The 25,820-nt window shown below is 36.0% G+C and carries 22 protein-coding genes; 10 read left to right on the forward strand and 12 right to left on the reverse strand.

Translation table 11 applies throughout. From position 1 onward, the window contains the following. Positions 1-378 precede the first annotated feature (378 nt). Positions 379-873 carry a glycine zipper 2TM domain-containing protein gene (locus J3U35_RS06340; protein WP_267352550.1) on the forward strand — a complete coding sequence of 165 codons (495 nt, stop codon included), beginning with the start codon at positions 379-381 and terminating at the stop codon, positions 871-873. Between the two features lie 255 nt (positions 874-1,128). Next, complete coding sequence (gene gloA, locus J3U35_RS06345) at positions 1,129-1,536, forward strand: lactoylglutathione lyase (protein ID WP_267352551.1); 408 nt, start codon at positions 1,129-1,131, stop codon at positions 1,534-1,536. Positions 1,537-1,625: 89 nt separating this feature from the next. On the opposite strand, the gene gmk is transcribed toward gloA, so the two are convergent. After that, positions 1,626-2,279: a guanylate kinase gene (gene gmk / locus J3U35_RS06350; protein WP_267352552.1), complete on the reverse strand. Its 654-nt coding sequence runs from the start codon at positions 2,277-2,279 to the stop codon at positions 1,626-1,628. Between the two features lie 301 nt (positions 2,280-2,580). Here gmk and J3U35_RS06355 point away from each other — a divergent pair, with 301 nt between their 5' ends. Together J3U35_RS06355 and J3U35_RS06360 are read left to right on the forward strand one after the other, a co-directional pair. Beyond that, the gene (locus tag J3U35_RS06355; protein ID WP_267352553.1) at positions 2,581-3,276 is read left to right on the forward strand and encodes an AzlC family ABC transporter permease; all 696 of its coding nucleotides are present in this window, start codon (positions 2,581-2,583) and stop codon (positions 3,274-3,276) included. Beyond that, positions 3,273-3,593 (forward strand): AzlD domain-containing protein, encoded by a 321-nt coding sequence (locus J3U35_RS06360; protein WP_267352554.1) that lies wholly within the window; start codon positions 3,273-3,275, stop codon positions 3,591-3,593. Before J3U35_RS06355 ends, J3U35_RS06360 begins: the two co-directional genes overlap by 4 nt. 46 nt (positions 3,594-3,639) lie before the next feature. Here J3U35_RS06360 and J3U35_RS06365 read toward each other — a convergent pair whose 3' ends face one another. From J3U35_RS06365 to J3U35_RS06400, 8 genes are all read right to left on the reverse strand, one after another. Beyond that, positions 3,640-4,539: a heme biosynthesis HemY N-terminal domain-containing protein gene (locus J3U35_RS06365; protein WP_065559387.1), complete on the reverse strand. Its 900-nt coding sequence runs from the start codon at positions 4,537-4,539 to the stop codon at positions 3,640-3,642. Positions 4,540-4,549: 10 nt separating this feature from the next. Next, complete coding sequence (locus tag J3U35_RS06370) at positions 4,550-5,992, reverse strand: uroporphyrinogen-III C-methyltransferase (RefSeq protein WP_267360288.1); 1,443 nt, start codon at positions 5,990-5,992, stop codon at positions 4,550-4,552. A 7-nt stretch (positions 5,993-5,999) separates the two neighbouring features. Continuing rightward, on the reverse strand, positions 6,000-6,749 hold the full coding sequence (locus tag J3U35_RS06375) for a uroporphyrinogen-III synthase (RefSeq protein WP_267360290.1): 750 nt from the start codon (positions 6,747-6,749) through the stop codon (positions 6,000-6,002). After that, the gene (gene hemC / locus J3U35_RS06380; RefSeq protein ID WP_267352558.1) at positions 6,746-7,666 is read right to left on the reverse strand and encodes a hydroxymethylbilane synthase; all 921 of its coding nucleotides are present in this window, start codon (positions 7,664-7,666) and stop codon (positions 6,746-6,748) included. The genes J3U35_RS06375 and hemC overlap by 4 nt, the downstream gene beginning before the upstream one ends. 175 nt (positions 7,667-7,841) lie before the next feature. Then, positions 7,842-9,209 (reverse strand): adenylosuccinate lyase, encoded by a 1,368-nt coding sequence (gene purB / locus J3U35_RS06385; RefSeq protein ID WP_267360292.1) that lies wholly within the window; start codon positions 9,207-9,209, stop codon positions 7,842-7,844. Between the two features lie 40 nt (positions 9,210-9,249). Next, on the reverse strand, positions 9,250-9,903 hold the full coding sequence (hflD, locus tag J3U35_RS06390; protein ID WP_267352560.1) for a high frequency lysogenization protein HflD: 654 nt from the start codon (positions 9,901-9,903) through the stop codon (positions 9,250-9,252). Next, positions 9,893-11,023 (reverse strand): tRNA 2-thiouridine(34) synthase MnmA, encoded by a 1,131-nt coding sequence (mnmA, locus tag J3U35_RS06395; RefSeq protein ID WP_324123835.1) that lies wholly within the window; start codon positions 11,021-11,023, stop codon positions 9,893-9,895. The genes hflD and mnmA overlap by 11 nt, the downstream gene beginning before the upstream one ends. 281 nt (positions 11,024-11,304) lie before the next feature. Beyond that, positions 11,305-12,000, reverse strand: coding sequence for a LexA family transcriptional regulator (locus tag J3U35_RS06400; RefSeq protein ID WP_267352562.1), 696 nt, complete (start codon positions 11,998-12,000; stop codon positions 11,305-11,307). Between the two features lie 152 nt (positions 12,001-12,152). Between J3U35_RS06400 and J3U35_RS06405 the strand changes: the two genes are divergently transcribed. Beyond that, positions 12,153-12,392 (forward strand): helix-turn-helix domain-containing protein, encoded by a 240-nt coding sequence (locus tag J3U35_RS06405; RefSeq protein ID WP_267352563.1) that lies wholly within the window; start codon positions 12,153-12,155, stop codon positions 12,390-12,392. 68 nt (positions 12,393-12,460) lie between these two features. Here J3U35_RS06405 and tpiA read toward each other — a convergent pair whose 3' ends face one another. Continuing rightward, positions 12,461-13,225 (reverse strand): triose-phosphate isomerase, encoded by a 765-nt coding sequence (gene tpiA / locus J3U35_RS06410; RefSeq protein ID WP_267360294.1) that lies wholly within the window; start codon positions 13,223-13,225, stop codon positions 12,461-12,463. A gap of 100 nt (positions 13,226-13,325) precedes the next feature. Here tpiA and zapB point away from each other — a divergent pair, with 100 nt between their 5' ends. From zapB to J3U35_RS06430, 4 genes are all read left to right on the forward strand, one after another. Next, positions 13,326-13,571: a cell division protein ZapB gene (zapB, locus tag J3U35_RS06415; RefSeq protein ID WP_267352565.1), complete on the forward strand. Its 246-nt coding sequence runs from the start codon at positions 13,326-13,328 to the stop codon at positions 13,569-13,571. A 75-nt stretch (positions 13,572-13,646) separates the two neighbouring features. Continuing rightward, positions 13,647-14,951: a DUF2868 domain-containing protein gene (locus J3U35_RS06420; protein ID WP_267352566.1), complete on the forward strand. Its 1,305-nt coding sequence runs from the start codon at positions 13,647-13,649 to the stop codon at positions 14,949-14,951. A 1-nt stretch (position 14,952) separates the two neighbouring features. Then, positions 14,953-16,311 carry a GTPase/DUF3482 domain-containing protein gene (locus J3U35_RS06425; protein ID WP_267360296.1) on the forward strand — a complete coding sequence of 453 codons (1,359 nt, stop codon included), beginning with the start codon at positions 14,953-14,955 and terminating at the stop codon, positions 16,309-16,311. 112 nt (positions 16,312-16,423) lie between these two features. Continuing rightward, a complete protein-coding gene (locus J3U35_RS06430) occupies positions 16,424-16,792 on the forward strand; it encodes a C40 family peptidase (RefSeq protein WP_267360298.1) in 369 nt (122 codons plus the stop codon). A 74-nt stretch (positions 16,793-16,866) separates the two neighbouring features. Here J3U35_RS06430 and J3U35_RS06435 read toward each other — a convergent pair whose 3' ends face one another. Then, positions 16,867-18,054 (reverse strand): pyridoxal phosphate-dependent aminotransferase, encoded by a 1,188-nt coding sequence (locus tag J3U35_RS06435; protein WP_267360300.1) that lies wholly within the window; start codon positions 18,052-18,054, stop codon positions 16,867-16,869. Positions 18,055-18,333: 279 nt separating this feature from the next. Continuing rightward, on the reverse strand, positions 18,334-21,876 hold the full coding sequence (gene nifJ, locus J3U35_RS06440) for a pyruvate:ferredoxin (flavodoxin) oxidoreductase (protein ID WP_267360302.1): 3,543 nt from the start codon (positions 21,874-21,876) through the stop codon (positions 18,334-18,336). Between the two features lie 283 nt (positions 21,877-22,159). Between nifJ and J3U35_RS06445 the strand changes: the two genes are divergently transcribed. Continuing rightward, positions 22,160-25,820: T6SS effector BTH_I2691 family protein (locus J3U35_RS06445; RefSeq protein WP_267360304.1), on the forward strand; the 3,661-nt coding region annotated here is incomplete at its 3' end.

Raw genomic sequence — 25,820 nt, forward strand, 5'->3', positions numbered from 1 at the left:
TATTAGATTATCTTACTGGACGCCCTTGTACAGCAATATTGTCAATTTTATGTAAGTTTTTTGTTACGCTATTATTTAAACAATCATTATGAACCTCATCTTGCGGCTTAATGTTTGTTATTACGTCATTTTTTTGTTGTTGATATGAATTATGACAGGCCGATATCATAACTGATAATAATAATTGAAAAAATAACCGTTTCATATACTTATTGTATGTCATATAAACTATTAACTTGAGTATACTCCAACTTAAATGTAAATTGTATTATCTATTGATAAAATAATGAAAAAGATATTGTTGTTATTGTAAAAGAATATTATGCTTAATCTGACAAAAAAAAGTATAACTTCAATAATATATATGGGGAATCAAATATGAAAAAAATTGTTTTGACAAGTATCATAGTTGCTATCCTTTCGGGATGTAGTAATAGTGATATCTATTCTGGCGATGTTTATACAACCGATCAAGCGAAACAAGTTCAACAAGTAAGTTATGGCACTGTTGTTTCAGTAAGACCAGTTAAAATTCAAACAAATGCATCTAATGGACGAAGTGAAAATGTGGTAGGTTCATTAGGTGGTGCTGTGATTGGTGGTGTACTTGGTAACACCATTGGTGATGGAGCCGGTAGAGCTTTAGCCGTTGCAACAGGTGCGATTGGTGGTGCGTTAATTGGTAACACAATCGAAGATAAAGCAAGCCAATCAAATGCGGTTGAATTAGAAATTAAGCAAGCAAATGGTGCAAATATTGTGATTGTGCAAAAAGGCACAACCAAAGAGTTTTATGTTGGTCAACAAGTTAGATTAGTGAGTAATGGAAGGCAGATAAGTGCTTCTCCTCGTTATACTACTTCAACACAATAGTTGTCATTAAAAGTTACTAACCCATTTATTATTAGTTTACATTCCAAGACTTTTGTTTATACCTTGTATAAATAAAAGTCTTTCTATCTATTTTATATGAAAGCGATTTCATACTCTACTTCATCTAAACTACTAAACGTTTTATCACTCGGTTGATAATGTTTTGCCTGCTATGACACCAAAAAAATTTGCGTCACTAAATATGAACATATAAACTCAATATTAATTTCACTAATAAAAAGGAATATTTTAGCAATGCGCATTTTACATACGATGATACGTGTAGGAGACTTACAACGTTCTATTGATTTTTATACTCAAGTTATGGGAATGAAAGTATTAAGAACAAGTGAAAATACAGAATACAAATATTCGTTAGCTTTCGTCGGTTATGATGATGAATCTGTCAGTTCCGTTATTGAGCTAACGTATAACTGGGGAACGCAAGAGTATGACCATGGTAATGCATTTGGTCATATTGCTATTGGTGTTGATGATGTCGCCAAAATGTGTGAAGATGTTAAACTTGCTGGTGGTAACGTAACCCGTGAAGCTGGTCCCGTGAAAGGTGGAACGACCATTATTGCCTTTGTTGAAGATCCCGACGGTTATAAGATAGAACTCATTCAGAATGATCAGGCTGATCAAGGACTAGGTAATTAACGCTAACGCTTTTATATATCGCCGATAACATCGGCGATATGTGTATTAAATAAGTATCAAATGATTAGTACTCAACTATATCAGCATGATTAATAATTATTGTGCGTTAAAAGTTTTGTGAAGAATGATTGATGAATGACTTCTTGTTTATCACGCTCTAAACTTGCAGCAATAATGATAGAATTAAGGGCGTTTAATGAAGTGTTAAAATCATCATTAATAATCACATAGTCATATTCATGATAATGTGAAATTTCAGCTTGTGCTTTTGCCATTCTTTTACGAATAACTTGTTCGGTATCTTGTCCTCGCTTAATAAGACGATGTTCAAGTTCTGCTAACGAGGGCGGTAAGATAAAAATACTTTTGGATTGTGGCATTTTTTCTCTAACTTGCTGTGCACCTTGCCAATCAATATCTAAAAATACGTTAACTCCTTGTAATAAGCTCTGCTCAATTTCTGCTTTCGAAGTACCATAATAGTGATCAAATACGTTTGCATATTCGACAAATGCCTGCTGACTAATCAATGACTCAAAATGGTCATGATCCACAAAATAATAATCTTCACCATGTTCTTCGCCTGGTCTTGGCGCTCGGGTGGTATGCGAAATTGAAACTTTTGCCGGATACTGATTTTTTTGCTCTAAATAAGCCCGAATCAAACTTGACTTTCCTGCTCCACTCGGAGCCGAAATAATAAAAAGTGTACCCGTATACTGGTTTGATATGTTATTTTTCATATAAAATCGATTTTGATTATCTTAAAAAACAATTTAAAGGATTATAACAAATTTACAGGCGGAGTGGTGCATAGTCGAACTATTTATCTTAATAATTACTATTAACCCGATCAAACTACATTACTGAGTGTAATTACGTTAATGTGATCCTTGTTAAAATAAGTGAATATTTTGCCTAGACTGAAAACGCATAACAAACTGGTCAATCATTTCATTTAAAATAAATTTTAAGATTAATCATTTATTGTTTGACAGTACCGTGTTAATAATTATGATGAAGTTTTTATCAAGAGAATGCGTTATGTCACTCACATTTAAAGATGGTGTTTATGCTTGTATTCCAACGTTATTAGGCTACGTTGGTATAGGTATTGCTGCTGGCGTTGTAGGAAAATCGGCAAATTTAACGATTTTAGAAGTAACTCTACTTGCTGTGATTGTTTATGCTGGAGCGGCTCAATTTATCATAGCTGGATTAATGTTAGTTGCTACACCCATTTCAGCCATTATTTTTACTGTTTTTCTGGTTAATTCCCGCCATTTTTTAATGAGCATGGCTACTGCGCCTTCTTTTCGCCGTTTTTCATTACTGGATAATATTGGTATTGGTAGTTTGCTCACAGATGAGAGTTTTGCAGTGGCCATGAATGCAATTGCCAATCATAAACCTGTCAACGCCGTATGGATGCATGGACTGAATGTCACCGCTTATATTGCTTGGATATTATCCTGCTTAATAGGTGCTTTAATCGGTGAGTGGTTACCCGATCCCACTATGTTTGGTCTGGATTATGCTTTAGTGGCTATGTTTATCGGTTTACTATATTTACAGTTGATAGGTGACAAAACAAAAAGTATGTATAACAAGATTCTTGTTATGCTCACTGTTTCAGTACTGCTGATCATCTTAATGCGATTTGTATCCCCTGAAATGGCAATATTAATTAGCACATTTGCTGGATGTTTTATGGGAATAGCGATGGAGCGTAAAGTATGACTACTTATAGTTTACTCATCATTATAGGATGTGGATTGGTAACATGGTTACCTCGAATTATTCCTTTTATACTTGTTAGAAAGTTACATTTGCCTGATATTGTGATTCGATTTTTATCGTATGTTCCACTTTGTATCTTAACGGCACTTTTTGTACAAAACCTATTTATTGCAAAACAAGGGCATTTTCCTGATTTTAAGATCGAATACTGTTTAGCTAGTCTTCCCACTATTTTAGTGGCTTTATTGACGAAAAATCTGATGTGCATTGTTGTGACAGGGATGTGCTTTATGGCGTTGATTCGATATTTTTTATAATACAAAATATTTTATACCTAAAAAAACAGGGCTTGTCGCCCTGTTTTTACGTTCTTTCTTGATCTTTAATTTTAGCCACTGATTCCAGCAATTTATCTGCTTCGACAGTTTGGCCAAGTTGTTTAAGGTAGTTAGCCATTGCTTTTTGATACGCAGTATTATTAAGTATTGCTTTTGGCTGTGATTTCCACCATTTAATTAATGCGAGCGGATCATTATCGGTTGATAACTGTTTGATTCGAGCAATATAAGCAGCTTGTTTAAACTGATCTAATTGAGAATCACTATATGTTTTTACTTTATACATAATAGGTAATAAATCAATAACAGCTTGATAATTACCCATTTCATAATAAAGTTGATCTGCAAGCCTTAATACTTCGGCATTACGTGGCTTTTCATTTAACAAACTTTCAATAATAGTATGAGCATTATCATATTCATGATTCTTAAGCTGTAAGCGAACTTGAACCAATTGGAAAGCAAATTTTTCGCTAGGTTGGCAAGTCGCTGCGGCTGCTTCGAGCATTTGGTTAGCTTGAATCAACTGATCATTATCAATATTCGCTTGTGCCGCTAATAAATAAGATAATGTTGTATTGGTTGCACCCTTAGCACTTTTCATGAAAAGTTTAGCTGCTTGTTGGTAGTTACCTTCAAGTAATAAAAATTGTGCTTGTTCAATTAATTTTTTTGCTTTATGCGGCGATTTTAAACGAAGCCAATTACCGAAAGCTGTTTTAGAATTGAAGATTTTTTTAAATAATCGATCAATCAAATAAAGACAAAAAAGCGCCAACAATAATAAAATAACAAAAGAATTGAAGGACATGCTAATTTTATAATTGGCGATGATAAATACAGCTGAACCTTGATTGAATTGCAATAAAGGCCCTAAAAAGAATCCCCCAACTAATGCTAAGAAAATAACTAATATTTTAATCATTATTATTCTCCTATTTAGCCAACATAGAACGAACACGAGTTTGCATTAACTTCTCAAGTTCACTTAAGCTAGCTAATCTGTCAGGAACACTTTTATTACTAATGGTTTGATTTTGCAAATTATCAAGATCACTTAGGAAGGCTTTAACACTTGGCGAATTATTATCAAAATAAGCATTAACCCAAACTGCAACATCATTAAGCGAACGTTGATAAATCAATTCTTGATGTCGAGGTACAGCTTGTGCGGCTATTAACAGACGGAAACGAATATTTTCACGAAGATACAGTGATTGTTCTAAATTTAGTGGGGTACTTAAAATATGGCATCTAACGATCTGTTTTTCATCTTTGCCTGCTTGTGACAAACAGGTCGCAAAGTTATTGTCATTTTTATCCAATTTTTCAATGGTAATAAATTTTTGCATAAAAGAATCAATGTTTGCCCATAAATTATGTGACCAATCAGAAATTGACGAAGTGACCACATTATCGGAACTTTTAGTTGGGTCAATTTTATTTTCTGAATCAGTATCTGAAGATGCGCTGTGAGAATCACCAACTGGCAAAGCATCATTATACTGCGTTAAGCCAAGATCAATATCATTATAATTCTCAACCAAAGGAAGATCGGTCAACGAATCCGAAAGACTAATTAAATTCAAAACAATACCGTCAGAATCGATAAAACTCAATTCAGAAAGCGAACTGATATCTTTATTAATGGCTTGTCTGGCAGGCAATAAACTGGGGTCATTTGTTTGTGCTAAACTTTCATCTGCATTTCTTAACAACAAACGGGCAGTGGTATAATCTTGATCACTCCAGATTTTTCGAGCGGCTAAATGGACTAAATAGTTAGCTTGCGATATCAGCCAAACATTATTATCAGTGCTCGACATTGCTGATAATCGTTCGTTAAAGTTATGAAGATCTTGTTCATTTAATCTAATTGTGTCATTAATTTGATTGGTTAACTGTTTTTGTAACTTTTGTTGCTCATTTAACTGATTAGTAACACGCTCTTCTAGCGAAGAAAACTGCTGGTCTTGTTTGGTTACTGCATCATTAATATTACTTTCTAAATCCTTAACAATACTCTGCTTGGTAGTTTGTTTTAAATTGGCTATTTCCATTTCGAGCATTGAAATAGTGCTATTTTGTTTTTCAAGTTGTTCATGGCCGTGATAAAAAACAAAGCCACCTAAGCCTAAAGTTAAAGCAATAGCTACAAGCGATAGTTTTGAAATGGGTGCTTTATTGACATTATTTTTGCTGGATGAAGAAGTCGATTTTTTTTCTGTTTTTGGACTTGAATTTGTTGTTATCGTATTTTTATCTTCTTTCATAATATTGTTCACTTGTGTTAGTGCATCGGTTGTAAAAGGTTTGCTAAATGAGGTGGTACTAATCGTTGAACTGGTTGCATTAGCTCCATAAAATCGAATCGGCATAGAAACCTCATTTAGATGATTTTATATAATTGATATTATTATGACATAGACTTATCATTGTTTTAAATAAAATTTGATTATTTGCGCTTTTGGCTAAAACAATATTTTGCCAGTTTAGGCGCTTAGCTTCCTCAAAAATTCTTAGACTGGTCACCACTAAACAAGCTTGTTTTTTATGTTCTGTTTGGCAATACAACTCAAGTTGATGTAAATGTTCAATACTGGTAATGATAACGAGCTGATGCTCAATGGAATTACTCAGTATGTCCAACGGATAGGATATAGCATGACGAGAATAACACTCTACCAGTTTGACTTGGGCTTGTTTGGCACTTAATGTATCGGCAATTAGCTGTCTTCCTGAATCACCGCGTAAAATTAAAACTCTTCGGTTTTTCACCATATCAGCATCAAATAAGGCAAGTAATCCTTCACTATTTTCTTGTTTTGGAAAACTTACCGATTTATGGACTAATTGACGAATCAGTTCCGCCGTTTTATTTCCTATGGCAAAATACTGTAAATGTTTAGGAAAATTAAGATGCGGATTAAATGTGGTAATAACATTTGCGACTTGTGGCGACACTGCAATAACAATATCATTTGGTAACAACTGGTTTAAATTATATTGTAAATTCAGCAGATCCTTACCTGCTGAAATCCTAAATAAAGGAAGATGGGTAGCCTGTAAATTGGCTTGATTTAATAATTTAGTCAATGCTTCACCTTGCGGTGAAGGGCGGGTGACGAAAATCATTCGCTATTCAATTCCTCTAAAATTGCTTTAGCACCAAGCATTAACAATTTATTAGCGACATCTCGTCCTAACTGTTCTGCTTGAGTAATGCTACCGGACAAAGGGACTTTGATTATTGTAGAACCATCTGTTTTGCCAACTAAACCCTTTAAAAATAGCTTGTCATCCAAAATTTGGCTATAACAAGCAATAGGAACTTGGCAACCACCTTGCAATTGTTGATTCATTGCTCTTTCAGCTTGTATGCAAATTCGACTATGTTGGTCATCTAAAGGGGCCAGTAAAGCTAAAATTTGCTTATCATTAGCACGTGTTTCAATACCAATTGCCCCTTGACCGACAGCAGGTAAGATTACATCAGTATCAATATATTGTTTAATACGGTCTTGCAATGATAAACGTTTTAATCCTACAGCGGCTAAAATAATTGCATCATATTCTTGATTGTCTAATTTTGCTAAACGGGTACCAATGTTGCCTCGCAAATCTTTAATATGCAAATGTGGGTAAAGCGCACGTAATTGACATTGTCGTCGTAAACTTGAAGTACCAACCACTGCACCAGAAGGTAACTGTGATAAATTTTCGTAGCGATTTGAAATAAATGCATCTCGGACATCATCCCGTTTGCAGATTGTTGCAAGTGTGAGTCCATCGGGAAAATGCACGGGAATATCTTTTATAGAATGCACTGCAATATCAGCTTCATTATTTAAAATGGCTTCTTCCAATTGTTTAACAAATAATCCTTTGCCACCTATTTTTGATAATGGGCTATCAAGTAATATATCACCTTTTGTCACCATAGGGATAAGCTCTACAGACAAATCAGGGTGAATGGCTAATAGCTGCTGTTTAACATAGTTAGCTTGCCAAAGAGCTAAAGGGCTTTTCCTTGTTGCAATGCGGATTTTCAATGGATGTTCCTATAAATACTTTTAATGTTATTTTATTATTGATGTCTTAAAGGTGAATAAGAATAACCGTTTGTTATTTAATCATAAATTGACATCATTCAATCATGTATTGTGATTCAATATAATCTGAAACATTATTCAATGATGTTTCAGATTATTAACCAACAAAAGATAATCAAAGTTTATCAATAAACGTTGATGCGTAACCAATATAGTTGGCTGGTGTTAACTGTTTCAAACGTGATTTTTCATTTTCTGGTAAATCTAACGAATCAATAAACTGCTTCATTCCTTCGGCATCGACACGTTTTCCTCGCGTCAATTCTTTTAGTTTCTCGTAAGGCTTTTCAATACCATAACGTCGCATCACTGTTTGAATGGGTTCAGCTAAGACTTCCCAGTTACGATTGAGCTCATCCAACAAGTACTCTTGATTCACTTCAAGTTTGCTTAATCCTTTTAAGGTTGATTGATAAGCAATGATTGCATAACCAATACCTACACCAAGATTACGTAAAATGGTTGAATCTGTTAAATCACGTTGAAAACGGGAAATTGGCAATTTGCTACCTAAATGATTCATAATGGCATTAGCTATGCCAAGGTTGCCTTCAGAGTTTTCAAAATCGATTGGATTGACTTTGTGTGGCATGGTTGACGATCCGATTTCGCCAGCTACCGTTTTTTGTTTAAAGTGATTTAGTGAAATATAACCCCAAATATCACGATTAAAGTCGATCATAATGGTATTAAACCGAGCAACACAATCAAAAAACTCGGCAATATAATCATGCGGTTCGATTTGAGTTGTAAATGGATTCCATTGTAAACCCAAAGAACAGACAAACTCTTCACTAAATTGATGCCAGTCAATATGAGGATAAGCCACAATATGCGCATTATAGTTACCGGTAGCCCCATTGATTTTACCCAGTATTTCTACCGATTGTAGCTGTTTTAATTGACGCTGTAAGCGATAAGCAACATTAGCAAATTCTTTACCAATCGTTGATGGAGTAGCTGGTTGACCATGAGTTCTGGAAAGTAAAGGTAAATCACGATACGCTTTAGCCTGATCAGTAATTTTATCAATTACTTTTTTCCAATACGGGATTAAAACACTTTCTTTCGCCGTTTTTAACATTAAAGCATATGATAAATTATTGATATCTTCGGATGTACATGCAAAATGAATAAACTCATTGACGGCATGCAACTCTTCATTCGTTTTCACTTTTTCTTTAAGAAAATACTCAACCGCTTTAACATCGTGATTGGTTGTTTTTTCGATCGCTTTAATACGTTTAGCATCATCTTCGTTAAACTGTTCAACAATTTGATTAAGATGCGCCAAGGCTGATTGGCTGAGTGCAGGCACTTCAATAATTTCGGGGTGTAAAGCTAATTTTTGTAACCAACGAACTTCGACTTGTACACGGTATTTTAATAAACCATATTCGCTAAAAATAGTACGTAATTCTGTCGTTTTATCTCCATATCGACCATCAATAGGCGAAAGGGCGGTAAGTGCAGATAATTCCATCGGGATAACTCCGTTACGATGTTAAAATAGTAATAAAAAATTAAAGTGAATTTGCTTTTTCAATTTCTTGCAAAAGCGCCTGAGCCGTTTTTATTAAGCGTTTTCGTTGAAAAAATAGCTGTAAACGGCTTCCTCCTACTTGGTACCATAAAATAGCAGAACGAATACAACCCAACAACGACGTTCTCACCTTTGCTTGAACTAAAGAATTTTGTAAATACTCAATTTTACCCATCACTTTAATTTTAGTGGTTAATGGGCTAATAATATCGGAATAAATACCGGCTAACGAATAAGACAGATCATCTACATGTGAACTAATCGTTTCTTCATTCATGATAGGATACAATCCCGAAATACGCGTTAAACGCTGGTCAATATTATTTAATGCATCATTATTTTTTATTAATCTACTGGTAATACTTAATGTTCTTAACAGATAGCGAACAACATCCAGTTGTTCTTTTTGCCCTGATGAAAACAGATAAACTAATGTTTGTAAACCCGTTTTAATATTCTGAATACCACCATACACTTCTTCGGTCGTTTGTGGTGAGGTAATAAAAAGGCTATGTATAGTTTGCTCATAAAGTGTTGAGCTACAGACCCCAGTATTGGCTAACTGGGGAACTAAAACAGAACTTTGTATCACACCGGCAAGGGCAATAGTAGTATGGTAATACTTATTCGTCACTCGAACTCTCCTTACTTCGAATAATACGTTCCTCAATAATGCCGCCACCTAGACACACTTCGTCTTGATAAAACACAGCAGATTGTCCAGGAGTGACTGCCGCTACAGGGTTAGCAAAAATCACTTCGATTTTGTCTTCTGATATTGGATTGACCTGGCATTGAATATCTTGTTGACGATAACGCGTTTTCACCGTACAAGTAAAAGGTTTGGTCACAGCTTTTCTATCAACCCAATGTAGTTGTTGTGCAATCAGACCATCTGAAAATAGCGCAGGGTGATCATGACCTTGAGCAACAATAAGTTCATTATTTTTAATATCTTTATCCACAACATACCATGGGGTATCATCGGCTTGCTTTAATCCACCAATTCCCAGCCCTTTACGTTGTCCTAAAGTATGATACATAAGCCCTTGATGTTTACCGATAACCTGTCCGTCCACCGTACGAATTGCGCCAGCTTGAGCCGGTAAATATCGAGCTAAAAAGTCACTAAACTTTCGTTCGCCAATAAAGCAAATTCCTGTAGAGTCTTTTTTAGATGCAGTAGCTAATCCTAGCTGCTCAGCGATTTTACGAACTTGAGGTTTTTCAAGTTCCCCAACAGGGAACAGACTTTGTCTAACTTGGTCTTCGCTTAACGTATATAAAAAGTAACTTTGGTCTTTATTATTATCTACCCCTCGCAATAATTCGACTTTATCGCCAGTGGTACGTTTACGAACATAATGACCAGTTGCAATATAATCGGCACCAAGATCTTGCGCTGCATACTCTAAAAATGCTTTAAATTTGATTTCTTTATTACATAAAATATCGGGATTAGGGGTTCGCCCTGCTTTATATTCTGATAAAAAATGTTCAAATACGTTATCCCAATATTCGGCTGCAAAATTAATAGTATAAAGTTTAATATTGAGTTTATCACAAACAGCTTGAGCATCGGCTAAGTCAACAGCCGCTGAACAGTATTCATCTGTGTCGTCTTCTTCCCAGTTTTTCATAAATAAACCAACAACTTGATAACCTTGTTGCTGAAGTAAATATGCAGAAACAGAAGAATCAACGCCACCAGACATACCGACGACAACTTTTGGGGAAGTATTCATATTTGGCATAATAACTAACATTGTCTATAAAAAAATAATAGCTAATTTTAGCATAAATGACCCCAAAAGCATAAATTTATGCCAATAAGAATTCTGATTGAGAACATTTTTTTTACTGGAACATAGACGGATACTTAAACATTTTTACGTTTTTTTACTCAGTAATCTTTCTAAAATCTAAAGAAAAAAAACGAGTGCCTAAATTTCTTAATAAGTGGTTCTATCAACATTAATCAACAAAACCACATATTTTATATGCCATAAAAAAATACAATCAATACACAATATTGTTAATAAAGATCCTTTAACAGATAAACGACATGACCAATAATTTTAAAATCTTGAGGTTCATTTTTGTCTACAGTTATAGACGGATATTTTTGATTATCACAGAGCAAAGCAATGTTAGAACCCTGATTTTGGATGCGTTTAATACTTATCTGATCATCATATTGCACGGCATAAAGATATCCATCAATCGGTTTGCTATGTGCAGTATTAATAATCAAAATATCATGATTGGATATCGTCGGCTCCATGCTATCACCTTTAGCCCAAACCGCCCGCAAGTCATCATTATCAAAAAGTTGATGTTTAATCAATGTGATATCAAACGGTATTGCCTCGATTTGTAAAAGTGACTTATTATTACCGAATTCATTTAATTTATAAAAAGGGATATAGACAAAACCACGACGTTCAGTATCGGGAAGTAACCGACACTCACCTTTACCTGTTGCTAACCACTCAATAGGGATATCACATTTTTGTGCGATAATTGCTAATCTATTAAGAGAAGGGTAAGTTTTACCAGATAAATAGTCACGAATAACGGCTTCAGACATTCCCACTTTTTTGGCAAAGGCATTACCCGATAAACTCTCTAAAACTAAGGTAAGTCGATGCTTAAAATCGATAACACCTGTTTCCTTAAGAATTCGTGTTTTTTCTTGATCTTCAGTTGTTTTTATGTTGCTTTCTTTCATTTTTATAATCCATTTTGCGTTATTTTTTATTTTTCTTGTTTTAATTCGTTTTTTTATGTGTTATTCTTTTGCTTGGAATTTACACCATGCTAGTGTTGTATACCGATAATCTTTTGGATAGCAATAAAAATAAACTTATAGAGGATCTCATAATGAGCGAACAAGATCAAGACTGGACTCCATCAAGAGTAGTAGGCGAAATTAAAATTAGAGGTGGAAATTTAAGAGGTCTATCTCGTGCGAGTGGCTTGCAAGCTGATACTCTACGAAACGCACTTTATCGTCATTGTCCTAAGTATGAACATATTATTTCAGAATATTTAAAAGTTCCTGCTGAAAAAATTTGGCCTTCTCGATATAACTCAAAATCAAATAAAGTTAAATATAAATAAATTATTTAAGTTTCTATTGAAAGACGCCAATCTGGCGTCTTTTATCTTATTGTTAAGTTTTAAAAAAATTAATTCTTTGCTTTTTCCGCTGCTTTAACAATAGCTGCAAATGCATCTGCTTTTAATGATGCGCCACCCACTAATGCACCATCAATATCTGGTTGAGTAAATAACTCAGCGGCATTTTTATCATTGACCGAACCACCGTATTGAATAATGACTTGTTCAGCTACTTTTGCATCTTGTTTTGCAATATGGTCACGAATAAATTTATGAACAGCTTGAGCTTGTGCAGGCGTCGCTGATTTGCCTGTACCAATTGCCCATACAGGTTCATAAGCAATAACTGCACCATTGAAAGCTTGAACACCTAATGCATTAATCACCGCATCAATCTGACGAGCACAAACAGTTTGAGTTTGACCCGCTTCGTTTTCGGCTTCGGTTTCACCAATACAAAGTACAGGAACTAAACCTGCTTCTTTAATGACTCCAAATTTTTTAGCGATAAATTCATCTGATTCTTTATGATAAGTACGACGTTCAGAATGACCAATAATAATATGCGTGACCCCAACTTCTTTTAGCATGTTGACAGATACTTCACCAGTATAAGCGCCAGATAAATTAATTCCGACATCTTGAGCGCCTAAAAGAATATTTGATCCACCTAATTGGTGTTTAACAAAATCTAAATAAACGACTGGTGGAGCGATCGCAACATCACATTCGACATCCGTTGATAGCTCATTTCTTAGTTCGGCAACTAAGTTTTTAGCCATTTCAATACTACCATTGAGTTTCCAGTTACCCATCACGAGAGGTTTACGCATAATTTTCTCCAACTTAAATTTTAAAAAGGTGTTGATTTTAGAATGAATTCGTTATAATAGTAGACATTATACACCAAGTAAATAAAGTCTGAGGAAAAATATGTCATTAGAAATATTGAATCAATTGGAAAATAAAATCCAACATACTGTGAATACTATCAGTACATTACAACAAGAGATTGCAACGTTAAAACAAGGAAATCAAGAATTAGAACAGTTGATTAATGACAGTTCAGACGAAATGAAAGCACTACGTGATGAAAACGAAAAATTAAAACAAGATCAACAAGTTTGGCAACAACGTATTCAAACTTTATTAAGTAAAATTGGTGAAATAGCACAGTAATATATTTAACTTACACAACGCGACTTAAGTCGCGTTTCTTTTATGCTTCATTAATCTCATTTTAAGATAAGTATAATGCGAGAAAAGTTAAAATCTTTATGGCTTGCTGAAACGATACGCTTGATTGAAAATGAATCAGGTCGATATGCCGATCAAGACATCAATCGAAAGGCAAGGGCTACACAATCATCATTATCCGATCGAATTATCCTACGAGCGGTGATGTTGTCTAAGCAAAATGGACTTTATACTGCACAAACGCTATTACTGCATGCGATAAAAATTTCTTTTGTTCTGCTCCTGTTACTTTCCGTTTTTTTAGGCGTGACATTAGCGTTTAGCGCACTCAATCAAAACCCTGTTAATTTATACTGGGCACTTTTCAGCTTATTAGGCGTTCACCTCATCACCTTTTTAATCTGGGTTTGTTCCTTTTTTTTCTTTTCCAATATGGGCGGAAGTATTCTTATCCATTGTTGGTTATGGTTAGCTAAAAAGCTATCTCAAAAAAAGACCATACAAGAACTGATTCCTGCTTTTGTACAACTGTTTGGGGGTAAAATCCGCTGGCTAATTGGGTTTGTCCTTAATCTTTTTTGGACAATCATATTAAGTTTTGCTCTTGTTGTACTGGTGGTTTTGTTTTCGACACAACATTACAGTTTTGAATGGAAATCAACCCTACTAAACCCCGATGCAATTATACAACTGACCCATTATCTAGGGTTGTTACCTTCAATATTTGGGTTTTCAATTCCGCAAGATGAGATTATTCGATACAGTGAACGCGCACTTAATGCTAGCGAAGTTCGATCTGCGTGGGCGATTTGGTTACTTGGCGTGTTTATTGTTTACGGATTAGCAGTACGTTTTATTTGCATGATCATTTGCGGTATTAACTGGATAGTCAGTTGCCGTAAAGTAAAATTGAATTTAAATTTACCTGAATATCAAATTTTGGCTAATGATTTACAACCGATTTCAATCCACGTTGTGGATGAAGATACGCATAAACAAGATCTTAATATTGATTTAACCAAACATTTTATAAACAATGGCGAAGGAATTTTTTTAGTTGCGGTAGATATTCCTGAAAGCTGGACACCGCCAGCATCTGTTACCTTTTTAGGTTTTGTAAATACGCGTGAACAGCGCAAACAAATTTTAGATTATCTTCAAATAAACCCAGCTAAAAAATTATTAATCGCTATTGATACCGACCGATCACCCGATCGAGGAGTATTAAATTTACTTAGTCAATTAACTGAAAAATCGCAACAAAACCGTATTTGGTTCATCAATCAAGGTCACCAACTTAACAACTGGCAATCTTTACCGTTTGAGTTTGCTCAACCCTCATGGTTAAAAGAGGAACTGTAAAATGTTAACAACATTAAAATTAGCCGTTGTTGGTCATGCTAATGTTGGTAAAACCTCATTATTACGGACATTAATTCGCAATAGTCATTTTGGTGAGGTTTCGAATAAACCTGGCACAACAAGGCATGTCGAATCTATAAAAATAAAACTAGGCAATCAAAAATCGATTATTTTTTATGATACACCTGGTTTAGAAGATAGCTTGGCTCTATACGACTACATTAATCAACTTTTGCCTACCAATCATAAACTTGACGGCATTGATAAATTAACGATTTTTTTACAAAGTCCAGAGGCAGAAAACCAATTTAACCAAGAAGCAAAAGTTATAAAACAACTCCTAAATAGTGATGCAGCTATCTATGTTATTGATGTGAGAGAGCCTATACTACCTAAATTTCATGATGAATTAGCTATCTTAGCCAATAGTGATAAACCTATTTTAGCGGTGTTAAATTTTACTGCACAACAAAATCAGAATGAAAAAGAATGGAAAATGTTACTTTCACGAGTCGGGATACATGCTATCATAAGGTTCGACGCGATCGTGCCACCATTGGACGGTGAAGAAAGATTGTACAAAAGCCTTGCGCTTATGACAGAGCCAGCTAAAGCTATTTTAGATGAATGGCTAAATAAGATAACCGAATTACGAGACTCTCGCAACCAAAGCGCTAACTTAATTATAGCAGAAACACTGGTTGATGTGACTGCATTTTATCAAATGGCGAAAACAGATGATAAACAAGCCATAGTTGATATGCAAAATAAAGTAAGAAAGCGAGAACAAAAAGCAATTGATGAATTATTATCGCTTTATCAATTTGATGCTGAGCACGAAAGCGAACAAGGTTTACCCTTAATTAAAGGGCGCTACAAAGCGGATCTTTTTAATATTGATGCGTTAAAAAGCATGGGCGTTCATTTAACCAAAGGTTTTGTATCGGGAGCCACTATCGGTGCAAGCATCGACTTAGCAACCGGAGGATTGACCTTCGGATCTGCTGCGTTAATTGGTGGTGCTGTAGGTACGCTAATGCAAACGGCCAAACATTACGGATCTAGAATGCGCTACCAGCTATCTGGATACAGTAAATTAAGTGTTGACGATGCAATTATCTGTTTTCTTTCATTGCGATTAATTCGTCTTAAAGAAAATTTGAATAATCGTAGTCATGCAAATACCGACCCGATTCAATTGTCTAATTTGGATAATAGCGAATGGGAAAAGGGTGTATTACCCAAAAGTCTAAAAGTTGCAAGACGTTATTCACAATGGTCAAACTTAAACAAGGGAACCAAAAGATATGACAAAAAAAGGCAATCAACGATACGTGACGTTGCTAAGCAGTTGTTTTAGTCTAAGGAAACGTTGTTTTATTCTCACGTTAATTTTATCTATGTTTATGCTATTTGGCTGTAGCAGTAGTCGGGGACAAGTGACCTCAAATACGCTCAGATCAGAAACGGCTATGTTAGCTAAAATAGAATCCCATTACAAAAAATGGCAAGGTACGCCATACCGTTATGGTGGAACAACCCTAGCCGGGAGCGATTGTTCAGCTTTAGTCATGAACTTCTTTAAAAATAAACTAGCTAAACGATTGCCAAGAAGTGCAGCTGAACAAGCTAAACTAGGTTATAAAGTGACGAAACCCAAAGCGGGAGATTTAGTCTTTTTCAAAACCGGTGGACGGGGTAGTGGATTACATGTCGGCATCTATTACACGGATGGAAAATTTTTACATGCCTCGACGTCGAAAGGTGTCATCTATTCCAATTTAAATGAGTCTTATTGGAAACAGCGCTATTGGATGGCAAGACGAATAAATGATATTTAAAAACGACTAAAATGCTCACTCATCACATCATGACAAGTGAGCATGATACTATCAGCACAATCAGTAATTTCAACTTAAATCAAAGACTGACTTTTCAAATTTCGCATAACATTTGCAACATAAAGCATTTCACTTGGTGTCCCTAATGATATTCGACACCAATTTGTGGCAGGCTCAAAATCTCGACCTATTAAAATAAAATTTTGTTTCATGAGTTCTCGATATTTTTTTAAATCAATGGGGCTTTTATGAAACAAAAAGTTCGTTTCAGATTTAAGATAATGTAAACCTAAATCTGACAAAGTCTTTTCCATAATCGTCCGTGACACATCAACCGCTTTTTTAGAATAAGTTAAAAACTGGACATCATCCATTGACGCTAAAGCCGCACAGACACCGCAATAATTTAACTTTTCGCCTGCAACATACTGAGCAATATGACGAATATTATCCGCTGAACTCACCACATAACCGACACGTAGACCAGCCATAGCATGAATTTTTGAAAACGTTTTCAGTAAAACAATATTATCAAACCCCTTTGAAATTAAGTAATCAACCGACTTAAAAGCTGGATCATTGACGAATTCGGCATAGGCTTCATCGACAATAAATACCGTATTTTTGGGTTTACTTGTTAACCATGATTCTATTTTGCTATTGGCAAATACAGTCGAAGTAGGATTATTAGGGTTGACTAAATAAACGATTGAAGAGCCTTGATAATCCTCAACCGCTTTTTGTAAGCCTTTAATATCAATTTGCCAATCGGCTAAGCAAGGCACTTTGGTTACCTTTAATTTAAAGATTTTAGCAAAATGTTCGCCGTCACTATAAGTTAATTCTGGTATCACTAACTGTGTATCCGGTTTCACATAAGCTGCTAATGAACTTCGAATACCTTCAGATGATCCTGCCGTTAGCAAAATGTGATCATCGCTTACATGATGATATTGAGCCAATCGTCTATTTAACAGGGGCATTTCAGCTTTAGCATAACGGTTTGCTTTAGGAATCGCATCAATGGCTGCTTGTTTAGCTGCGCCTGACATACCAAGCGCATTTTCATTAAAGTTCAGTCTAACGGGATTGTTAAGGTTAGGTATCACAACGTTATCTTGTATGGGTAACGAATATGACACTGTTTTTTGTTGTTCTAGCGCATGTGCTTTAGCCAGTAATTGATTAACCGTCAAACCTGCAATTGCAGCGGAAGACAACGTTAATAGTTTTCTACGGTTGATATTCAAATTTGCGACCATTTTTCACCTCTCGATTAATGATTTCTTTACAGGCTAATTAAACAGTGCAAAAAACATACCAAATATAATGATAATCATTAAAAGCGTATTGATACCCTAATTAGGGTCAATAATGGTCAATTTTGAAAATGATAACGATTAACTTGGTTAAAAAAACGCACTTAACTGGTGCTAGTTTGCACTAAAGCGCATCACGAATAAAAAGCCATTGCGTATGCTGCATAACATACGCAATGGTCTTAATTAAGATGATATGATTCTAATCACAACAGCGATTGATTAGCTGTCTGCGGGCGTTTCGATATCAGAATACGTCGATAACATTTGCAAGAACTTAAATTTAGCGTTTACCATTTTGGTTGAACGTTCATGCAAGGTATTGGCAATCACCGGTTCTAACGTTTCTAAACGTCTAAAACGCTGCTCTTTCAGTAAAATACTAGATAATAATTCACTATTTGGTGATTTAGAATCAAGCACCAGACCAGGTTTACCTTCTGCCGTACGTCGTGGATCATAACGATATAGCGGCCAGAATCCTGATTTAACTAAATCTTTCATCTGTTCATGCGATTTTGCTAAATCATAACCATGCTCTTCACAAGGGCTATAAGCAATCACTAAAGAAGGGCCGTCATAGGCTTCGGCTTCTTGCAGGGCTTTTAACGTTTGATTAAGCTGTGCACCTAATGCAATTTGCGCAACATAAACATGCCCATACATCATCACACTCACGCCTAAATCTTTACGTGCTTTATGTTTACCTAAATCGGCAAATTTAGACACGGCTCCCATTGGCGTTGCTTTAGATTGCTGACCACCAGTATTAGAATAGCATTGTGTATCTAATACCAAAATATTAACGTTATCGGTCAAACTCATTACATGATCCAGTCCACCAAAACCAATATCATATGCCCAACCGTCCCCACCAATTGCCCAAACTGACTTATCGATTAAATAATCCGCATCTTGAATTAACTCTTTTGCTTCAGGCGAGTCCAAATGAGCCAGTTGATCACGCAATAAAGCAACCTGCTTGCGTTTATCATCAATAGTAGAATCAAGGGACTGTAACGCAATGACAATTTCGGGCGAAATCTCACCCGCTACATGTTCAAGCAAACGTAACGCCCGTTTTTTATGTTGGTCATAAGTGATCCGATAACCTAAAGCAAACTCGGCATTATCTTCAAATAACGAATTTGCCCAAGCAGGGCCACGACCGTAACGATCAGTAGTATAAGGGGTTGAAGGTAAATTACCACCATAAATTGAAGAACAACCGGTTGCATTAGCTATGGCAAGATGATCACCATAAAGTTGCGTTAACAATTTAATGTAAGGGGTTTCACCACAGCCGGCACAAGCGCCCGAATACTCAAACAATGGTGTTAATAGCTGCGATGTGCGTACATCAATACGTTCAAGTGATTTAATATCACGATCAGGCAACTCATTAAAGAACGCAAAATTGGCGCGTTGCGTTTCTAAATTATCAATGCGTGATTGCATATTAATCGCTTTAATATCAAAATTATTACGATCCCGAGACGGACACACCTCAACACACAAATTACAACCCGTACAATCTTCCGGCGCAACTTGTAAAACGTAGCGTTGACCTCGCATATCGCGGGCTTTTACCTCGAGCGAACTCAATGAATCGGGTGCGTTTGCCAAATCGTCAGGTAATACCACTTTAGCTCGAATTGCCGCATGTGGACACGCAACCGCACAATGATTACATTGGGTACAAAGGTCGGGTTGCCAAATTGGAATCGCTTCGGCAATGTTTCGTTTTTCCCATTTTGTGGTGCCCGTTGGCCAAGTGCCGTCGGGTGGAAAGGCAGATACTGGCAAGTTATCGCCTAAACCGGCAAGCATTGATGCCGTCACTACTTTCACAAAGTCAGGCGCATTACTTGGTACTATAGAAGGGCGTGATGCGCTACTTTGATCGACACAACTTAACGGAATTTGCTCTAAAGAAGCAATCGCTAAATCAAGGGCTTTCCAGTTGTTTTCGACTAATTCTTGACCTTTGCTACTGTAACTTTTGGCTATCACTTCTTTAAGCTGTGTGATACTAAAATCATTTTTAAATATTTCAGAAAGATGAAAGAAAGCCGCTTGCATAACGGTATTAATACGGGCTCCTAAATTACATTCTCGGGCAATTTTAGCGGCATTAATAATATAAAAGTGTGCTCTTTTCTGGATTAATTGTACTTGAACTTCTTTCGGTAAACGATGCCAAATTTCATCTTTACTATAAGGTGTATTAAGTAAAAAGATCCCGTCATCTTTTAGTTTTTCAACAATCTGGTATTTATCGATAAATTGATCTTGATGACAGCCAATAAAATGTGCGCTAGTGATTAAATAAGGAGAATCAATAGGCTCCAAACTTACTCGTAAATGCGAAGTCGTTAAGCCACCGGCCTTTTTAGAGTCATAAACAAAATAGCCCTGCACATAAAAAGGTGAGCTATCACCAATAATTTTAATATTATTTTTAGTCGCCGAAACCGTACCGTCACTACCCAAACCATAAAATAATGCTTCAAGCGCAGATTTTTGTGGAATAGATTGTTCGGGTAATTTTAATGACAATCCAGTTACATCATCATAAATCCCAACCGTAAAGCGTGGTTTTGGTTTTTCTGCTAACAGCTCGTTAAAGATAGCCAAGACACAGCGAGGATCAAACTCTTTCGATGACAAACCATAACGTCCACCAACAATGGTTGGTAAACAATGGCGTTCACCTTGACTAAAGCTTTCGGCAAAAGCAGTCATAACATCTAAGTACAAAGGTTCGGCTTGGGCACCAGGTTCTTTTGTTCTATCTAAAACTGCTATTTTTTTAACAGAATCCGGAATGATCGTTAACAAATGTTTTGCAGAAAAAGGGCGGAATAATCTAACAATCACCACACCGACTTTTTCATGATTATCAAGCAGATAATCGACAACTTCTTTACAAGTACTCACGCCTGAGCCCATTATGACAATCACACGTTCGGCATCACTTGCCCCATAATATTCAAACGGTTGGTATTGTCTGCCTGTCTCTTTTTCAAATGCTTGCATCGCATCGACAACATGCTGATAAGTCTGATCATAATAAGAATTTACCGCTTCACGACATTGAAAATAGGTATCAGGATTAGCCGACGTGCCACGAATAACAGGATTATCGGGCGTCAAAGCACGGCTACGATAAGCTTTTATAGCATCATGCGGTAACAGGTTATGAATTTGTTCATCGCTTAAAGGATGAATTTTATTCACTTCATGGGATGTTCGAAAACCATCAAAAAAGTGGACAAAAGGCACACGACTATTCAATGTTGCCATTTGTGCAATTAGCGCAAAATCTTGGGCTTCTTGAACTGAACTTGAACACAGCATAGCAAAGCCCGTTTGTCTGATTGACATCACATCGGAATGATCACCAAAAATTGACAGCGCATGGGTGGCAACCGTACGAGCAGCGACATGTAACACAAAAGGCGTTAATTCACCGGCTATCTTATATAACGAAGGGATCATTAACAACAAGCCTTGCGATGATGTAAACGACGTCGCTAATGCGCCCGTCATTAAAGAACCATGCACAGTTGAAATAGCACCAGCTTCGGACTGCATTTCAACTACTTTTGGAATATCGCCAAAGACATTAGGCTTATTAAATTCAGCCCAAGTGCTTGCTTGCTCAGCCATGGTTGAGCTTGGCGTAATAGGATAAATTGCTATGACTTCATTGGCACGATAAGCAACGGATGACACCGCACTATTAGCATCAGATATGATCATTAAAAAACCTTGTGTTTTATAGTGTTACGACATTACTTCATTATTATAAATTTAGACTATTGTATCAGAAACCAAGATAGCTTTGAGTTATTTTTGAATTAAAAAATATTAATCATACTAAAAAATAGACAAAATTTATTGCGCTAATAAGCAATATGAATTAAGTTAACAACTTAAAAGAATAGTAAGCAAAAAGTAATCAAAAATAAAGCAATAATTAAAGCAATAAATAAAGCAATAAATAAACGAAGTGATGAAAAGATTTAAAATTAGGATGTAACTCATGAGTACCACAGAAAAAATTAAAAATTGTGGCTGTCAAAAAGACGGCCTTGCCATTTACCCTGTACGCTATACAGCCATTCCCACCTATACCAATCGTTACAAACCCTCATGGGCAAATTTAGAAGGGGTAACCGATGTCCCATTAAATGATGATTACCAATATCACATTAGACGATTAAGAGAAGGTTTTTTATATGTTTACCTGCCTTACATGAAACCCGTAAATGAAGACATAACGGTACATGATCTTGACCGATTTTGGAAAATATACAAAATTGATGAAGAAGCACGACTGTTAAAACTATTTTCTCGATATCAAGTTGACAACCCTAACGTAGAAGATTTTTTTCAATGTCCTAACCTTACAAAGAATCCAGACATTGTCACGTTTATTACTATTCCATACGCATCACTGCATGAAGAAGTCTATATTGCTTATAGTGAGTTTCCATGGACTGACGAAATGTTAATGGAATGTACTAATGAACCCGAGCCAAGAATGCAAAAAATTGATATTCAAGCATGGCTAGCGCAGAAACGGCATACCAGTGCCATTGAAGCAACTGAAGATTCTTTAAAGCAAGTCTTAGATTATGATTTTGATTTTATAAGTAAACGCTTTGATCTTTTGCCTGATAACCAGCTAGGTAACGAGATATACAACTCAATCGACGTAAAAAATGAAGAAGACCGTAAAAAAAAGGCGTTATTTTATAAAGAAGTAACGAAAGGGGTAGAATATCAAGATCGGCTAAATCCGATAGGCACGTCGGCAAAGGTGGTAAAAAAAATAAAATACATCTTTAACAAAGACAAGCTAAAACTCAATAGTACTCATCAGCCATGGACACCTTTTAAAACGCAATCATTTATGGTTGCGCAAGGCACAGATACAAAATCGCTACTTCTTGAGCAACATCAACAAAATTTAACTACGCTGCATAAAAATATGCAAAATTACAGTGCAGAACACGGAGCGCCAATGCTATTAGCGATTGAAGATGCACTTGGCGTGGCGCAAGATCTTAATGAATATTACAACGATATTTACGGTCATTTAGGACAGTTTAAGAAAGAAGCCGAAATGGAATGCGATGTTAAAGAGTTAATGACAAGAGTCCGAGCTTATGTCGAATCCGATGTAGCCAGAAAAGATTTTAATATTGTTGCGTATAAAGATGATTTTTATCTAGCATTAGATAAAGGTCTTGATACCGATGATTGTGATTATCAAAAGCAAGTTATCAATTCAGAATATGAGCGACGGTATAAAGGGGTTATTTCTTATACTCCTAATCTAGACAAGCTAGCTAGCATACTAAATATTGATAAGAACTCACTTAAAGCCCCAATGAAACGTCAATTTTACCCCATGGTAAAATCCTTTATAGTGTTAGTCAAAGACTACTTTTATGGAAAACCATTTGGGCATCTTTATTATGAAAAATTTATGCATTATCTAAAATATGATAGTGACACAAACGAAGAATATCGAAAGTCGCAAAGACTTAATATTGGTGTATCAGCATTAAAAGATTATTCCCCCAACTCTATTTATGCCAAATTTGTTCAACACTCGACGTTCAGAAGCGATGCAACGCATGAAGAAACCAAAGCCACCGCACTGGCTTTACACAATGTATATCAAGATTTAGTCGATGAATACGAAAGTAAACAAAAACAATTAAAAACCGAATTCGACCAAAAAGTCGATAAAGCACTCGAAAAATACACCCAACGTTTAGATACCAAAGATTTTGATATTCTTTTTAAACAAGTGAACAACGAAATTGATCGCATTGCGAATGAACGTGCCAAACAATTAATTACCTGGCTTGAAAAAAGCCATTATTTAATGACCATTAATGATTTAGGATACGAAGACCGTATTGAAATTGAAGATGACAGTGAAATATGGAAAAAATACCAAGCATTAATCGATCAGGAATTAAAACAAGCATTAGAACAAAAAGAAATTAACGAAAATCAATTTGAACAGCTTAAAAGTATTAATCTTAATGCATTTCATCTTCGAATGGTGTATGAACGCTCAACCCACGGGCTAGAAAATTGCGAAACAGGGCAACAGTTTAATCAAAAAATGTTTAATTTAGACAACCTAAAAAACATCGATTTTGATTCGCACGCCTATATTAAACTGCGCAAAACTCACTTGATCATTTTAGGTTTGCGTGCCCAATTTGGCGATTTAAACACCACCTTAAAAGTACTGCAAAACATTTCAGATATTGTGTCCACTAATAGTGGAGCTGACTACGACGAGGATCTTTTAAAAGAGCTTGAGATAAAAGGGCTATCTTATGTAACCACACTCTTTCGGCAGGCAACCTTAATTTATGAATATATTTTTGAGTTGCAAGAGCTACAAAAAAAAGCACAACGTCGAAACTTTACCTTAAATACCAGTTACGGTAAAACCCTGAAGTTGCAACGGTTGCTTACTAATTATCAATCACCAGGGCTTTTTCCGGGGCCGATTTTAAAGATTCACGATCAGTTAATTAAACGTTGTAAACCAATAGGTGATGGGCTATACAGCTTAGGCGCCATGATTGCCGAAGCCGCCTCGCTGGCACTATCAGGCGTCATCTGGCAGACCTGTACCCTTTATGCCCACTGTAAATATCAGCTTTTACAAGCTTGGACAAACTTTAAAGCAGCCACTTTTCCGGGGGTTGATGCCGGTGGTGGGCTAAAATTAATATCAAGTGCCTATTCGGCCGAAGTCAAAAAACTGATTAAAAAGCTGCGAGACAATTTAAACACCGTAATTGAAAATATTGACAAGCGTTTTGCTAGGCAATTAGTTGAATTTGATCATGTGTTCAAAAAAACGCTCAACATTACCTTTAAAATGTTTGAAGGCACGACCATGAAAGAGATGACGCGTGAAAAGCTACACCTTCGAAGTGCACGATTAGCGTTTTTAGTCGGTGCGCTTGAAGTCTATAATTGGCAATATGTGATGGACAAAAAGCCCAACCTGTTTGCCGATGATGTCGATATTTTAATGGAAAAATCGATTGCCACCAGCGCATTAATTGCCGCCGCCGCCGATTTTACCGCTTATGCCAACCGTGTTTTGCGGGGGCGGGCATCGGTATTTGTCTATTCCAAAGTGGTCTTTGGTGTTTTTACCGGTATGGTCAGTTTTTTGTTCGCCGGCCAAATGGTCAAAAATCTTTCGCAAGATTGGGAACTCGGCAACCTGTTATCGCTTTTTTACGGTTCTTTAGCCTTGACCGGTTATACCTTATCAGCATCGGTGTTTTCGTTAGCGTGTTTAAGTCATCGCTATGCTTGGGTAAAAACCTTTATTGATCGTAAAATTATTCCCGTTTCCGAAAAAATTGCCACGCGCTTGGCAGGTAATGGGATCCAAAAAGCGTTTGATCTGTTTGCCATGCGTACCATATTATTCCGTTTTGCTGGTATTGCTGGCATTATAGCGTTTGTGCTAGAAATGTTATATGACTATTTTGCTGACGATGATATTCAAGTCTGGATCACCTATTCTGCGCTGGGTATCCGTAAAGGCGAACTCCGTTTTAGAATGAGCTTTGATCAACGACAAGCATTTGAACAGCTCAATATGTTTGTTGAAAAAATGCAAGAAAAAACCGGCGTCAATATTGCCG

The sequence above is a fragment of the Gilliamella sp. B2717 genome, from assembly GCF_026536675.1.
In the GTDB taxonomy this organism is placed as follows: Bacteria; Pseudomonadota; Gammaproteobacteria; order Enterobacterales; family Orbaceae; genus Gilliamella; species Gilliamella apicola_I.